Here is a 12,199-nt window from a genome sequence, read left to right as displayed (position 1 = left end):
TTTGGCACGCTGTTGAGTTCTCAAGGAACGGTCGCTTCCTTTGTACTCACCCTCTCGGGCTTTCCTCCGGGCTGCTTCCCTTCGGTCTTGCGTTTTCGACTCTATCAGATCTTTCCGACCCGATTTCCTCGGCGCTTTCCAGGTTCCCGCTTTCACGTTTCCCTTTCCGGCGGTTCCGACTCTATCAGATCCTTTCGGACCTGATTCCCAGTCGGCGGGTTTTGCCTTTTGGCCTTGCGGCCTTTCGACATTCACTACGTTAGCCGGTTCCCCGCGTAACTCATAATCGAGTCTCTGCGGCTACCGAATTCAGACGTGCGGGCACGCCGAATTCGTCCCCGATGAGGGATGACGTAGGTAGTGGGTTGGCCGCTCCGGCTGCTGGCTAATGCCGTACCCGGTTCAGCGGCTCGGGCTACATTACGCGCCTCCCATGGGCGCGTCAACTTGGGCGGCGCCTCGGCACATGGGCTCTGTAAGGACTCACTGTGGGGTCGCCGTCGATCCAGTAGCGCCACGGGTGGAGCTCTCCGTCGCCGCCATCGCCGGAGACTCCGGTGCGCGGACCGCTCCGGACCTGGGCGGACGGGGCCGGGGTGCCGGTCAGGATGCTCAGTGGTGTTCCGCCGGCGGCGCAGGCGTCCGTGCCGTCGAGGGCGCGGTCCACGCCCAGGGCGGTCGCGAGGCGAGCCGGTCCTTTGGCCAGTTCCTTGTCATCTCGGGCCGAGATTCGACGTTTGCGGGCGAGCTCGGCGCCCTCGACGATCTCCCCGGCGCGCAGCAGGACTCCGCTCGCCGTGCCGTCGGGGCCGCACACCAGGTTCATGCAGTGCCACATGCCATAGGTGAAGTAGACGTACACATGTCCGGGTGGACCGAACATCGTGCCGTTGCGGGCCGTGCGGCCGCGGTAGGCGTGGGAGCCCGGGTCGTTCGGGCCGTCGTAGGCCTCGACCTCTGTGAGGCGGAGGGAGATCGGACCGTCCGGGGTGGTGCGCACCAGGAGGCGGCCGAGGAGGTCCGGGGCGACCTCCAGTACGGGCCGGTCGAAGAAACTTCTCGGGAGCGGCGTACGGTCGGGGGTCGCGATCATGCCGTCCGAGGGTAGTGGAGACGGGTGGTGGTCACGGGGTGGTCGGTGGCCCCTCCCTTTAGTAAAGGTGGGGGCGCGGAACCGGCCACGGCCGGATCGCGTTTGTAGGGATCAGAGACGCAGTCGTAGAGGGAGAGTCATGGGGTTCAAGAAGCTGCTCGCGAGTCTGGGTGCCGGTGGCGCTTCCGTCGAGACCGTGCTGACCGAGGTCAACGTGGTTCCGGGCGGTGTCGTCCAGGGCGAGGTGCGGATCCAGGGCGGTTCCGTCAACCAGCAGATCGAGGCGCTCTCGGTCGGGCTCCAGGCCAAGGTCGAGGTGGAGAGCGGCGAGGAGGAGTACAAGCAGGACATCGAGTTCACCAAGGTGCGGCTGGGCGGGGCGTTCGAGCTCCAGGCCAACGCCGTGCACGCGGTGCCGTTCGGGCTGGAGATCCCCTGGGAGACGCCGATCACCACGATCGACGGGCAGACCCTGCGCGGGATGCACATCGGTGTGACCACCGAGCTGGAGATCGCGCGTGCCGTGGACTCGGGCGACCTGGACCCGATCAACGTGCACCCCCTGCCCGCACAGAAGGCGATCCTGGACGCGTTCATCCAGCTGGGCTTCCGCTTCAAGAACGCGGACATGGAGCGCGGGGTGATCCGCGGTACGCGGCAGAAGCTGCCGTTCTACCAGGAGATCGAGTTCTTCCCGCCGCAGCAGTACCGCGGGATCAACCAGGTCGAGCTGAGCTTCGTGGCGGACCAGAACGCGATGGACGTCGTGCTGGAGATGGACAAGAAGCCTGGTCTGTTCAGCGAGGGCAGCGACACCTTCCGCTCCTTCCAGGTGGGCCTGAACGACTTCCAGGGCACCGACTGGGCCGCGTACCTCAACCAGTGGCTGTCCGAGGTCGGCAGCAAGCGCAACTGGTTCTAGGCTCGGAACCCACTGAACGATCCCGATCAGGAGGTACCGAGGTGACCGAGCTCAAGAGGCGGCCGCTCCCCCACGACTTCCATCCGCCCGTGCCGTCGTTCACGGTCACGAGTGAGGACGTCTCGGAGGGCGCGACCCTCAAGGACGCTCAGGTCTACGCGGCCGGCAACACCTCGCCGCAGCTGCGGTGGGAGGGCTTCCCGTCCGAGACCGAGAGTTTCGCCGTGACCTGCTACGACCCGGACGCCCCCACGGGCAGCGGGTTCTGGCACTGGGTCGTGTTCGACATCCCGGCCTCGGTGACCGAGCTGCCCGTGGGCGCCGGCAGCGGTGCCTTCGAGGGGCTGCCCGCCGGCGCCGTCCAGGCGCGCAACGACTACGGGGCGAAGGAGTTCGGCGGTGCCGCGCCGCCGGCCGGGGACGGGCCGCACCGGTATGTGTTCACGGTGTACGCCGTGGACCAGGCGAAGCTGGGCCCGGACTCGGACGCCTCTCCGGCGGCCGTCGGTTTCAATCTGCGGTTCCACACGCTGGGCCGCGCCCAGCTCGTCGGTGAGTACGAAGTGCCCGCCGAAGACTGACGTTCATTGAACGTTTGCCCGCCCCTGGTCATGGAAGTGATCAGGGGCGGGCATTTTTTATTTCGTTGTCCATCTCGGCGTGCCCGGCCAGAGTTGATCCCAGCCCGCCACGGGGTGGGCCGCTGCACAGAGGAGGTGGGCTGGTCATGCGGGACACGCTGGTACTGAACGCGAGCTTCGAGCCGCTGTCGACGGTGACATTGAACCGAGCCGTCGTTCTGGTGCTCCAGGACAAGGCCGTCGTCGAGCAGTCCCACCCCGAACTGCGCATGCGCGGAGCCGCGGTCGACATACCGGCCCCCCGGGTGATCCGGTTGTGCAGGTACGTGAGGGTGCCGTTCCGAAGACGAGCGCCGTGGTCGAGGCGGGGTGTGCTGGTCAGGGACCGTCACCGGTGCGCGTACTGCGGCAGGCGGGCGACGACCGTGGACCACGTGGTACCGCGGGCGCAGGGCGGGCAGGACACCTGGCTGAACACGGTGGCCTCGTGCGCGGAGGACAACCACCGCAAGGCGAACCGGACTCCGGACGAGGCGGGGATGCCCTTGCTGAAGGAACCGTTCGAGCCGACGCCGGCCGACGCGATGCTGTTGTCGCTGGGTGCGGAGGACTTCTCGGCGCTGCCGGAGTGGCTGGCGCGGGACGCGGCGTAGCGGGTACGTGAGTCGGGGTCCGCCTTCCGGGAAGGCGGACCCCGTTGTCGTGTCGCCGGTGGCGGCTCAGTCTATGGAGGGCTTCTCGCGGCGTTCCGCGCCGCTGCCGCCGGAGTTGCCGCCGCCCGAACCGCCGCCCAGGGGGTTGAAGTTGCCCATGGCGCCGGAGAGGCCCTTGAGGGCGTCGCCGATCTCGCTGGGGACGATCCAGAGCTTGTTGGCGTCGCCCTCGGCGATCTTCGGGAGCATCTGGAGGTACTGGTAGCTGAGGAGCTTCTGGTCGGGGTCGCCCGCGTGGATCGCCTCGAAGACCGTGCGGACGGCCTGGGCCTCGCCCTCGGCGCGCAGGGCGGCGGCCTTGGCCTCGCCCTCGGCGCGCAGGATCTGGGACTGCTTCTCGCCCTCCGCGGTGAGGATGGCGGCCTGCCGGGTGCCTTCGGCGGTCAGGATCGCGGCGCGCTTGTCGCGGTCGGCGCGCATCTGCTTCTCCATCGAGTCCTGGATGGAGGTGGGCGGTTCGATCGCCTTCAGTTCCACGCGGTTGACGCGGATGCCCCACTTGCCGGTGGCCTCGTCGAGGACGCCGCGCAGGGCCGCGTTGATCTCCTCGCGGGAGGTGAGGGTGCGTTCCAGGTCCATGCCGCCGATGATGTTGCGCAGGGTGGTGACGGTGAGCTGCTCGATCGCCTGGATGTAGCTGGCGACCTCGTAGGTGGCGGCCCGGGCGTCGGTGACCTGGTAGTAGATGACGGTGTCGATGTTCACGACCAGGTTGTCCTGGGTGATCACCGGCTGCGGCGGGAAGGGCACGACCTGTTCGCGCAGGTCGATGCGGTTGCGGATGGTGTCGATGAACGGGACGACGATGTTCAGGCCCGCGTTGAGCGTGCGGGTGTACCGTCCGAAGCGCTCGACGATGGCGGCGCTCGCCTGCGGGATGACTTGGATCGTCTTGATCAGGGCGATGAAGACCAACACCACCAGAATGATCAAGACGATGATGACCGGTTCCATCGTCGGCTCCCCGTACCCTTCTCCGCTTCGGCACTGTCCTGGATCCTGCGGATCCTAACTGGTGTAGATCTTATGCTTGTTGAAGATCTTGCCGGTCGAGTCTGACAGACCGTCGTGTGCCCCGTGGGGTGTTCCCGTGGTTACGTCGTGCGAGGTCACATGACGATCGCGGTGGCTCCCTCGATGTCCACGACGTCCACCTCCTGGCCGACTTCGTAGCTCTGGCCGTTGTCGAGGGCGCGGGCCGACCAGACCTCTCCGGCGAGTTTGATGCGGCCGCCGGAGGCGTCGACGCGTTCCAGTACGACGGCCTGCTTGCCCTTCAACGCCTCCACCCCGGTGACGAGTTGGGGGCGCTGGGCGCGGTGCCGGGCGGCGAGCGGCCGTACGGCGAGGGTCAACGCGGCGGAGACGGCGGCGAACACGAGGACCTGGAGGACGATCCCGCCGCCCAGTCCGGCCACGCCGGCGGCCGTGAGGGCGCCGACCGCGAGCATGCCCAGTTCGGGCATCGCGGTGATCACGAGCGGGATTCCGAGCGCGGCCGCGCCGATCAGCCACCACACCCATGCGTCGATGTCGTTCACATGGTCATGGTAGGACCGCACAACCTGCCGCGGACAGGGCGCAGATCGGGTCGCACGATGTCATGGCCCGTCGCGGGGCGGGCAGTTGGTCCGGTTCGGGGGTGTGGATCAGGAGAGCGGGAGGCCCTGGGCGGTCCAGCGGTCGCCGACCTGCTCGACGACGAGCGGGAGGCCGAAGCACATGGAGAGGTTGCGGGAGGTGAGTTCGAGCTCCAGCGGGCCGGCGGCGAGGACCTTGCCCTGACGGATCATCAGGACGTGGGTGAAGCCGGGGGCGATCTCCTCGACATGGTGGGTGACCATGATCATGGAGGGGGCGATCGGGTCGCGGGCGAGACGGCCGAGGCGGCGGACGAGGTCCTCGCGGCCTCCGAGGTCGAGGCCGGCGGCGGGCTCGTCGAGCAGGAGGAGTTCGGGGTCGGTCATCAGGGCGCGGGCGATGAGGGTGCGCTTGCGCTCGCCCTCGGAGAGGGTGCCGAACTTCCGCTCCAGGTAGTCGCTCATGCCGAGCCGGTCGAGGAAGGCGCGGGCGCGCTGCTCGTCGACCTCGTCGTAGTCCTCGTGCCAGGAGGCGGTCATGCCGTAGGCGGCGGTGAGGACGGTCTGCAGGACGGTCTGGCTCTTGGGGAGCTTGTCGGCCATGGCGATGCCGGCCACGCCGATGCGGGGGCGCAGGTCGAAGACGTCGACCTTGCCGAGGGTGTCGCCGAGGATGGTGGCGGTGCCCTTGCTGGGGAAGACGTAGCTGGAGGCGACGTTGAGCAGGGTGGTCTTGCCGGCGCCGTTGGGGCCGAGGATCACCCAACGCTCGCCCTCCTTCACCGACCAGGAGACCTGGTCGACCAGAGCCCGGCCCTCACGGACCACGGATACGTCCTGAAGCTCCAGAACATCGCTCATGAGCGCGTTGTCTCCCCTTGCAGTGTGACCGGTCTCGGCGTCTCGGTGGTCGCGTGCGCCTGCGTGCGCAGCCCTCTAGGAAATCTACGCCACCGGTCGGGCGCTTCATTCCATCGGTCCGGTCCTTAGGGTGGAGGCATGCTCTCGGAACCGCGTTCAGGACGCCTTGCCGCTTGGGGAAATGCCCTGTTGGCCGGATTTGCCTCGCCGGACGACTCTGTGCTCGCGATCGTCGGTGACGACGCGGTGCACCGGGTGGAGGGGCTGCCGGGCGAGTCCGGGGCCGTCGGTCTGACGCTGGCGCTCGGGCGGCTGCGGGGGCTCGGGGTGGCCGGACTGCGGGTCGCGCTGCCCGCGCCGGGGCATCCGCTGGGGCTGAGCGGGCCGCCGGAGTTCAACGCGCGGGCGTTGGAGGCCGAGGAGGCGGTGATCTGTCACGGTGCCGCGTTCGGGCTGGTGCCCGAGGTCCGCTCGGCTGGGCCGCACGGTGATGTGCATGTCGAGGTGGTCTGGCATGTGCTGCCGGTGCGGGAGGCGCCTCCGGCGGATGTGCCGTCGCTGGGTGAGGCGGAGCGGGAGCTGGCGGAGGCGCTGCGGGAGGCGACCGAGGTGTTGTCCCGGCTGGACGTGGCCGGGTCGGGGCCGGTGGCGGAGGCGGCGATCGACGCGTACCGAGCTCGGGCGGAGCGGGGGCGTGAGGTACTGGCGCCTGGCTATCCGCCTCGGGCGGTGCGGGTGCTGGAGCTGGCGCAGCGAGTGGGGGTGCTGGTGTCGCTGGCGTCGGAGAACGGGCACGGGGCCGCGGTGACGTCCGGGGAGATGGCGGCGCGGGCGGAGGCGCTGCGGCCGGTGGAGCGGACGGCCCGGCGGGCGCAGGTGGCCGCGTACAACGCGTATGTGGAGGAGCGGGAGCGGGGCGTGCGGTGAGCGGAGGGGGCGGAGCGCCTGTCGCGGGCTCCGTCTTCGGGCGCCGGGCCTTTCGGCGACTGGCATTCGGCTACCGGCGATCGGGCGCGCGGCCCTCCGGCACCCGGCTTCCGGCACCCGGTGCCCGGTGCCCGGTCTTCGGGCAACTGCCCCGGGGCGTCCCGCTTCCGGCGTCCGGCGCCGGGCCGGTGACCGGCCTCCCGGGTGGGGGTGGGAGGCCGGTGGTCGGTTCGCCTGGGTCAGTGGTTGAGGCCCAGGTTGCCGAAGGCGGGGTTCAGGACGCCGATGACGTTCACGCTGTTGCCCACGGCGTTGACCGGGATGTGGATGGGGGCCTGGACGAGGTTGCCCGAGACGACGCCCGGGGAGCCCACCGCCTTGCCGTCGGCGTGCGAACCGCTCTCGGTGGCGGAGGCCATACCGGCCCCGGCGGCGATCAGACCGCCCGCCACCATCGTCACGGCCGCTGCCTTCTTCAGGTTCTTCACTTCTGAGCCCTCCTAGCGATCGCCGCGGCAGTCGCCGCGGCACGCATGGAGAACGGCGGGGCTCCCCGAAGGATGCGCCATACGGGGGACATTCCCACGACGGTATGAATCTCAGACCGGAGTGGAACCTTCCGCGGTTGCCTACCGCGGGCAGGTCAGCCGGCGACTCCATGGCGGACCGCCCACAGCGCCGCCTGGGTACGGTCCGCGAGGTCGAGCTTCATCAGGATGTTCGAGACGTGCGTCTTCACGGTCTTCTCGGAGAGGACCAGCGCGCGGGCTATCTCCCGGTTGGAGCGCCCGTCCGCGATCAGGCCGAGCACCTCGCGCTCCCGCTCGGTCAGCGAACCGGCCCTGCCCTGCCCCGGCCCCGTGTCCTCCTGGGAGAGCAGCGCGCCGGCCACCTCGGGCTGGAGCAGGATGTGCCCGGCGTGGACGGAGCGGATGGCGCCGGCCAGCGCGTCGGGGTCGATGTCCTTGTAGACGTAGCCGGCGGCGCCCGCCCGCAGGGCCGGGACCACCGTGCGCTGTTCGGTGAAGCTGGTGACGATCAGCACGCGCGCGGGGTTGTCCAGCTCGCGGAGTCTGCGCAGCGCGTCGACCCCGTCCATGCCCGGCATCTTGACGTCCATCAGGACGACGTCGGGCCGCAGCTCCTCCGCCGCGGCGACCCCTTCGGCGCCGTCGGCCGCCTCGCCCACCACCTCGATGTCGTCCTGGACTTCGAGGAAGGTGCGCAGGCCGCGGCGGACCACCTGGTGGTCGTCGACGAGCAGCACCTTGATCGGTTCAGCCACCGGGGACCTCCATCTCGACGGTGGTGCCCTTGCCGGGCGCCGATTCCACGGTCAGTGTGCCGCCGGCGCCGCTCGCCCGGTCCCGCATGGAGACCAGGCCGAGGTGGCGGCCGGCCCGCCGTACGGTCTTCGGGTCGAAGCCGGTGCCGTCGTCCGCCACCCGCAGCACGGCTCCGGTGCCGCGGCGGTGCAGGGTCACCTCGACGGTCTCGGCGCCGGAGTGGCGCAGGGCGTTGTGCAGGGCCTCCTGGGCGACCCGCAGCAGGGCCTCCTCCTGGGCCGCGGGCAGGGCCCGCACTCCGCGGCCGTCGAAGCTCACGCGCGCGGTGTGGGCGCGGTCGAGGACCTGGACGTGGGTGCGCAGGGTGGCGACGAGGCCGTCCTCGTCGAGCGCGGCGGGGCGCAGCTCCACGACGGCGGCGCGCAGTTCGTCGGCGGCCTCCGCGGCGAGCGCCGCCACCTGCTGGAGCTCTCCCTTGGCCCGGGCGGGGTCGCGGTCGACGAGGGTGGCGGCGGCCTGGGCGGTCAGCCGCAGGGAGAACAGCTTCTGGCTGACGGCGTCGTGCAGCTCGTGCGCGAGGCGGGAGCGTTCCTCGGCGATGGTCAGTTCCCGGCTGCGCTCGTAGAGCCGGGCGTTGGTCAGGGCGATGGCCGCGTGCTGGGCGAGGATTCCGAGGAGTTCCTCGTCCTGCGCGGTGAAGCCGCAGACGCTCCCGGTCCCGGGGCCCTCGGGGTGCTCCGCCGGGCGGAGTTTGTTCGCCAGGAACAGTGCGCCGATGACCTCGTCGCCGTCGCGGATGGGCAGGCCGAGGAAGTCGGACATGTCGGGGTGGGCGGCGGGCCAGCCCTCGAAGCGGGGGTCCTCGCGGACGTCGGCGAGCCGCTCGGCCCCGGCCTGGTGCAGCATCGCGGCCAGGATGCCGTGCTGCCGCGGGAGGGGGCCGATGGCCTTCCACTGTTCGTCGCTGACCCCGTCGACGACGAACTGGGCGAAGCCGCCGTGGTCGTCCGGGACGCCGAGTGCGGCGTACTCGGCGTCGAGCAGCTCGCGGGCCGAGGCGACGATCGTCTTGAGGACGTCGCGGACCTCCAGATGCCTGCTCATGGCCAGCAGCGCGGAACTCACCGCGGCCAGGCCGGACCCCGGACCTTGATGCATGACCTCACCGTACCGGCGGGGTGCGACAGCGCGGATCGGACCTGTGACCGCTCAGGGCTGGGCCCGGGGTCCTAGGTCCGAGGTCCTCCTGCGCAGGCCCCCCGCCGAAATGCCCCGGTGATCTGCGGCTCGCGTCCGAGGCGGTGCGGGTGGGCGCGTTCCTACGGTGAGGGCACTTCGGACGCGGTGAGCGAGGGGACATGTCATGCCGGTGGCGATCATCACGGGGGCTTCGAAAGGGCTGGGGCGGGCGCTGGCGGAGGCGCTCGCCGGGCGGGGCTGGGATCTGGTGCTGGACGCCAGGACCGAGGAGGTGCTGAGGAGGGCGGCGGCGGCCGTCTCCGCGCACGGCACGCGCGTGGCGGCGCTGCCGGGCGATGTCACGGACGCCGGGCACCGGGCGGCGCTGGTGGCGTAGGCCCGGCGGCTGGGCGGCGTCGACCTGCTGGTGCACAACGCGAGCGCGCTGGGCGCCGAGCCGCTCGTACGGCTGGAGGAACTGCCCCTGGCGGGGCTGCGGCGGGCGCTGGAGGTGAACGTGGTCGCGGCGCTGGGCCTGGTGCGGGAGGCGCTGCCGCTGTTGCGGGCGGCCACGGCCGGCGCGGTGGTCGCCGTCAGTTCGGACGCGGCCTCGCAGGCGTACGGGACCTGGGGCGGGTACGGGGCGTCGAAGGCGGCCCTGGACCGGCTGGCGGCGGTGCTGGCCGTGGAGGAGCCCGGGCTGCGGGTGTGGGCGGTGGATCCCGGGGACATGGGCACCGACCTGTACGCGGCGGCGGTGCCCGGGGACCGGGAGGAGCGGCCGGAGCCGGGCAGCGTGGTTCCGGCGTTCCTGCGGCTGCTGGACGAGCGGCCCGCCAGTGGGCGGTACGGGGCGCCGGCGCTGCTGGAGGGAGGGCGGTGACGCCGACTCCGGTGCGGGTGCCCGGGGAGCTGTCGGCCCGGGTGCCGGCCGAGCTGCGCGGGCCCGGGCGCGGCCGGGACTCCGTACGGCTGCTGGTGTCGCGGGGGACGCGGGTGGCGCATCACGCGTTCCGGGAGCTGCCGGGGCTGCTGCGGGCCGGGGACCTGCTGGTGGTGAACACCTCGCCGACGCTGGCCGCCGCGGTGGACGGGACGGTCGGGCACGCGCGCGTGGTGGTGCACTTCTCCACCCGCGGGGACGACGGGCGGTGGGCGGTCGAGCTGCGGGACCCGGACGGGCGGGGCACCACACGCGCGCGTGCGGGCGGACCCGCGGGAGTGGGGGTGGGGCTGCCGGGCGGGGTGCGGCTGGTGCTGGAGGAGCCGTTGGACGGGCGCGGGGCGCGGCTGTGGTGGGCGCGGGCGTCCGGTCCCGGGGTGGCGGGGATGCTGCGGGAGCACGGGCGGCCCATCCGGTACGCCTACACGGAGCGGGATCAGCCGCTGTCCGCGTACCAGACGGTGTTCGCGCTGCCCTCGGGCGACGGGTCGGGCAGTGCGGAGATGCCGAGTGCGGCGCGTCCCTTCACGGCGGGGACGGTGGCGGAGCTGGTGAGCCGGGGGGTGGGGTTCGCGCCGGTGCGGCTGGACACCGGGGTGGCGTCGGCGGAGGCGCACGAGCCGCCGTATCCGGAGCGGTTCTCGGTGCCGGCGGCCTCCGCGCGGCTGATCGGAGCGGCGCGGGCCGGGGGCGGGCGGGTGATCGCGGTGGGGACGACGGCGGTGCGGGCGGTGGAGTCGGCGGCCGGTGCGGACGGGGTCGTACGGGCGCGGGCGGGGTGGACGGATCTGGTGGTGACTCCGGAGCGCGGGGTGCGGGTGGTGGACGGGCTGCTGACCGGGCTGCACGAGCCGGAGGCCTCGCATCTGCTGATGCTGGAGGCGGTCGCGGGCGGGGCGGCCGTCCGCCGTGGGTACGAGGAGGCGCTGCGCGGGCGCTACCTGTGGCACGAGTTCGGGGACGTGCATCTCCTCCTCCCGGCGGAGACGGCTCACACAGAGCATTGCTTCAGCAACTGCGAGTGAGGCGAGAGCGCGCCCACTGTGAGGCCGCGCATAGGGCCCAGGTCACGTACGAGGGGACATAGGAGATAAAGGCACCCTTTGTGAGCGGGAAAGACGTTCCCGTCTGTCCCGATTTGCCCTTCCCTGTTCCACTATCGGGGATCGTACGTCACACCTTTGCCTGGCAATTTTGCGGCCGCTAACAATGGCTCTCGTCGCTCAGCGCCGCGAGTTTCCGCTCGCGGCGTTTGTGCCGGAAGCACCCGTGTCCTGACCGGACAGCGAGCGACCTCCGCGCTATCCGAAGAGGTCCCCTGCCATGCCGAAGAACTTCCTCACCCCTGGTCGTCGCCGCCCCCTGACCAGGCAGCACAAGATCGCGGTCGCCGGTGTCGCCACGCTCGGCGCGGCCGCCCTCGCGTTCTCGGCGGTTCCGGGCAATGCGCAGTCGACGACCACCGCCGAGCCGGCCGCCGCCCCGGTGGCCTTCAAGTCGGAGAAGATCAAGGACGTCAAGGCCGGGATCACCGACCAGCTCGCGAGCGCCACGGTCAAGGCCGAGGCGATAGCGGCGAAGAAGCAGGCGGCCGCCGCCGCCGTCGCGAAGAAGAAGGCGGCCGCCCAGGCCGCCGCGCAGGCCGCCGCCAAGAAGAAGGCCGCCGCCGCTGCCGCCGCGAAGCAGAAGGCCGAGCAGGCCCGCAAGGCCAAGGAGGCCGCGAGCCGCTCCGCCGCCCGCACCCAGGTCAAGCCGGTCGCCAAGACCTACGCCAACAACCTGGACGGCTGGATCAAGCACGCCCTCGCGATCATGGACAAGCACAACATCCCGGGCACCTACAACGGGCTGCACAAGAACATCATGCGCGAGTCCTCGGGCAACCCGAACGCGATCAACAACTGGGACATCAACGCCCAGAACGGTGTGCCCTCGATCGGTCTGCTGCAGATCATCAAGCCCACCTTCGACGCGTACCACGTCCCCGGCACCGCCCACAGCCAGTACGACCCGGTCGCGAACCTGACCGCCGCCGCCAACTACGCGGCCGACCGCTACGGCTCGATCGACAACGTCAACAGCGCGTACTGAGGTCGGCGCGGACCTCGGTACGG

Annotated in this window: 12 protein-coding genes and 2 pseudogenes; 7 read left to right on the top strand and 7 right to left on the bottom strand. The window is 71.0% G+C overall.

The annotated features are described in order from the left end of the window. Positions 1 to 442 precede the first annotated feature (442 nt). Complete coding sequence (locus tag ABT296_RS21270; protein WP_351929564.1) at positions 443 to 1,093, bottom strand: DNA-3-methyladenine glycosylase; 651 nt, start codon at positions 1,091 to 1,093, stop codon at positions 443 to 445. 139 nt (positions 1,094 to 1,232) lie between these two features. Between ABT296_RS21270 and ABT296_RS21265 the strand changes: the two genes are divergently transcribed. The 3 genes from ABT296_RS21265 to ABT296_RS21255 all read left to right on the top strand — a co-directional run bounded on the left by ABT296_RS21265 (position 1,233) and on the right by ABT296_RS21255 (position 3,249). Further along, entirely contained in the window at positions 1,233 to 2,015 is a 783-nt protein-coding gene (locus tag ABT296_RS21265; RefSeq protein ID WP_351929562.1) for a sporulation protein, read from the top strand. 41 nt (positions 2,016 to 2,056) lie between these two features. After that, positions 2,057 to 2,596, top strand: coding sequence for a YbhB/YbcL family Raf kinase inhibitor-like protein (locus tag ABT296_RS21260; RefSeq protein WP_351929560.1), 540 nt, complete (start codon positions 2,057 to 2,059; stop codon positions 2,594 to 2,596). Between the two features lie 146 nt (positions 2,597 to 2,742). Beyond that, complete coding sequence (locus tag ABT296_RS21255; RefSeq protein ID WP_351929558.1) at positions 2,743 to 3,249, top strand: HNH endonuclease; 507 nt, start codon at positions 2,743 to 2,745, stop codon at positions 3,247 to 3,249. A gap of 66 nt (positions 3,250 to 3,315) precedes the next feature. Here the strand turns inward: ABT296_RS21255 and ABT296_RS21250 are convergent, their stop codons facing one another. The 3 genes and pseudogenes from ABT296_RS21250 to ABT296_RS21240 form a co-directional block, all read right to left on the bottom strand. Beyond that, positions 3,316 to 4,263, bottom strand: a complete 948-nt coding sequence (locus ABT296_RS21250) for an SPFH domain-containing protein (RefSeq protein ID WP_351929556.1) — start codon at positions 4,261 to 4,263, stop codon at positions 3,316 to 3,318. A 155-nt stretch (positions 4,264 to 4,418) separates the two neighbouring features. Beyond that, positions 4,419 to 4,850 (bottom strand): NfeD family protein, encoded by a 432-nt coding sequence (locus tag ABT296_RS21245; protein WP_351929554.1) that lies wholly within the window; start codon positions 4,848 to 4,850, stop codon positions 4,419 to 4,421. A gap of 375 nt (positions 4,851 to 5,225) precedes the next feature. Next, positions 5,226 to 5,750 (bottom strand): annotated as a pseudogene (locus ABT296_RS21240) (ABC transporter ATP-binding protein); the annotation flags it as partial. Between the two features lie 138 nt (positions 5,751 to 5,888). On the opposite strand from ABT296_RS21240, the gene ABT296_RS21235 reads away from it, so the two are divergent. Then, positions 5,889 to 6,677 (top strand): Rv1486c family protein, encoded by a 789-nt coding sequence (locus tag ABT296_RS21235; protein WP_351929550.1) that lies wholly within the window; start codon positions 5,889 to 5,891, stop codon positions 6,675 to 6,677. Between the two features lie 239 nt (positions 6,678 to 6,916). Here ABT296_RS21235 and chpE read toward each other — a convergent pair whose 3' ends face one another. The 3 genes from chpE to ABT296_RS21220 form a co-directional block, all read right to left on the bottom strand. Further along, the gene (chpE, locus tag ABT296_RS21230) at positions 6,917 to 7,165 is read right to left on the bottom strand and encodes a chaplin ChpE (RefSeq protein WP_351929548.1); all 249 of its coding nucleotides are present in this window, start codon (positions 7,163 to 7,165) and stop codon (positions 6,917 to 6,919) included. A 155-nt stretch (positions 7,166 to 7,320) separates the two neighbouring features. Continuing rightward, positions 7,321 to 7,962, bottom strand: a complete 642-nt coding sequence (locus ABT296_RS21225) for a response regulator (RefSeq protein ID WP_351929546.1) — start codon at positions 7,960 to 7,962, stop codon at positions 7,321 to 7,323. Beyond that, on the bottom strand, positions 7,955 to 9,121 hold the full coding sequence (locus ABT296_RS21220) for a GAF domain-containing sensor histidine kinase (protein ID WP_351929544.1): 1,167 nt from the start codon (positions 9,119 to 9,121) through the stop codon (positions 7,955 to 7,957). Before ABT296_RS21220 ends, ABT296_RS21225 begins: the two co-directional genes overlap by 8 nt. A gap of 205 nt (positions 9,122 to 9,326) precedes the next feature. On the opposite strand from ABT296_RS21220, the pseudogene ABT296_RS21215 reads away from it, so the two are divergent. From ABT296_RS21215 to ABT296_RS21205, 3 genes and pseudogenes are all read left to right on the top strand, one after another. Continuing rightward, a pseudogene (locus tag ABT296_RS21215) lies at positions 9,327 to 10,025 on the top strand (SDR family NAD(P)-dependent oxidoreductase). Beyond that, on the top strand, positions 10,022 to 11,110 hold the full coding sequence (locus ABT296_RS21210; protein ID WP_351929542.1) for an S-adenosylmethionine:tRNA ribosyltransferase-isomerase: 1,089 nt from the start codon (positions 10,022 to 10,024) through the stop codon (positions 11,108 to 11,110). The pseudogene ABT296_RS21215 and the gene ABT296_RS21210 overlap by 4 nt, the downstream one beginning before the upstream one ends. A gap of 298 nt (positions 11,111 to 11,408) precedes the next feature. Further along, positions 11,409 to 12,176: a transglycosylase SLT domain-containing protein gene (locus tag ABT296_RS21205; RefSeq protein WP_351929541.1), complete on the top strand. Its 768-nt coding sequence runs from the start codon at positions 11,409 to 11,411 to the stop codon at positions 12,174 to 12,176. Positions 12,177 to 12,199: the final 23 nt, after the last annotated feature.

This window comes from Streptomyces sp. NPDC000983 (assembly GCF_040299205.1).
Lineage (GTDB): Bacteria > Actinomycetota > Actinomycetes > Streptomycetales > Streptomycetaceae > Streptomyces.
Note: the sequence above shows the minus strand (reverse complement) of the source record. Positions and strands in the feature narration are given on the sequence as shown.

Bases quoted from the DNA above. Each gene is read 5' to 3' on its own strand.
- ABT296_RS21270 (WP_351929564.1), bottom strand. From the start codon at position 1,093: ATGATCGCGACCCCCGACCGTACGCCGCTCCCGAGAAGTTTCTTCGAC.
- ABT296_RS21265 (WP_351929562.1), top strand. From the start codon at position 1,233: ATGGGGTTCAAGAAGCTGCTCGCGAGTCTGGGTGCCGGTGGCGCTTCC.
- ABT296_RS21255 (WP_351929558.1), top strand. From the start codon at position 2,743: ATGCGGGACACGCTGGTACTGAACGCGAGCTTCGAGCCGCTGTCGACG.
- ABT296_RS21250 (WP_351929556.1), bottom strand. From the start codon at position 4,263: ATGGAACCGGTCATCATCGTCTTGATCATTCTGGTGGTGTTGGTCTTC.
- ABT296_RS21235 (WP_351929550.1), top strand. From the start codon at position 5,889: ATGCTCTCGGAACCGCGTTCAGGACGCCTTGCCGCTTGGGGAAATGCC.
- ABT296_RS21220 (WP_351929544.1), bottom strand. From the start codon at position 9,121: ATGCATCAAGGTCCGGGGTCCGGCCTGGCCGCGGTGAGTTCCGCGCTG.
- ABT296_RS21205 (WP_351929541.1), top strand. From the start codon at position 11,409: ATGCCGAAGAACTTCCTCACCCCTGGTCGTCGCCGCCCCCTGACCAGG.